Raw genomic sequence first — 1,205 nt, 5'->3', positions numbered from 1 at the left:
GCCTTCAGCGCCAGTTCGCCGACTTCGTCACCCAGGTCGACAAATCGCAATTTGCACTCGAGCAAGAGGTCGACGCCCTTTCCGCAGAGCGCGACGCCCTTCTAGACCGATTCCTCGCGTGATACGTTCCTCCCATCCATATCGGGATGGGAGGAACTGATGCACACGACGATCGAAATAGCAAACGCGGTTCTCACAAAAATGCAGGCACTCGTTAGCGGCGAAGTGCTTTCGTATCTCGAGAGCGTCCTTATGAGCGAACTCAGGGGCATCGAACTTGAAGTGAACGCGCTCAGCAATGTCGAAGACGAGGCCTCAAAGTACATGGAGCGATTCCTCGCAGCCAAAACCATCGAGGGATGCTCGCCTAAGACCATCAGGTACTACAAGGCCACACTTACAAGGGCGCTCGAAGCAATCAAAAAACCAATTGTCCGGATTAGTTCAGATGACTTACGAACATACCTGAGCGAATATCCCATGGGTAATAACGCAGGGAGCATCACCGTCGACAACGTCAGGCGCATCCTGTCGTCATTCTTCTCTTGGCTTGATGACGAGAACCATATACTCAAAAGCCCTGCACGACGCATTAAAAAGATTCGCTCAAAGAGAACGGTCAAGTCCGTATATTCTGATGAAGAACTTATAGCCCTCACAGACGCCTGTTCTTGCAAGAGGGATCTGGCAATCATCAACCTTCTTAGTTCAACAGGGATGAGAATAGGCGAACTCGTCTCGCTCAATCGAGAAGACGTTGATCTAAATCGGCGAGAGTGCATTGTACTCGGAAAGGGCAACAAAGAGAGAGTCGTCTATTTTGATGCGACTACAAAGCTGCACCTAAACAACTACCTGCAAGAACGCAGCGATAACGTCGCCGCGCTATTCTGTAGTCTCACAAAGCCGAGTTCTAGGCTGCAAGTAAGCGGAGTCGAGCTCCGCCTTCGCTCCTTGGGAACAAAAGCAGGCGTCAAACACGTCCACCCACATAAGTTCAGGAGAACGCTGGCCACCAAAGCAATTGGAAAAGGAATGCCCATCGAGCAGGTGCAGAAGCTGCTTGGCCATCAAAAGATTGATACAACGTTGATGTACGCAATGGTCGATCAGGACAACGTAAGGGACTCTCATAGAAGGTATATCTGTTAAGTCAAATCACGGTTTGTAGAGATATTCGCATCCTTTGATGGCTGTGAAAAACT

General features: G+C 49.9%; 1 protein-coding gene. It reads left to right on the top strand.

Annotation, left to right across the window (positions count from 1 at the left end; translation table 11 throughout):
* Positions 1 to 159: 159 nt before the first annotated feature.
* Positions 160 to 1,152, top strand: coding sequence for a site-specific tyrosine recombinase/integron integrase (xerA, locus tag DW754_RS10820; protein ID WP_117759948.1), 993 nt, complete (start codon positions 160 to 162; stop codon positions 1,150 to 1,152).
* Positions 1,153 to 1,205: the final 53 nt, after the last annotated feature.

Source organism: Collinsella sp. AM29-10AC (genome assembly GCF_003469085.1).
GTDB lineage: Bacteria > Actinomycetota > Coriobacteriia > Coriobacteriales > Coriobacteriaceae > Collinsella.
Note: the sequence above shows the minus strand (reverse complement) of the source record. Positions and strands in the feature narration are given on the sequence as shown.

What these genes read in the sequence shown, in the direction of transcription:
- xerA (WP_117759948.1), top strand. Translation starts at nt 160, where the DNA reads ATGCACACGACGATCGAAATAGCAAACGCGGTTCTCACAAAAATGCAG.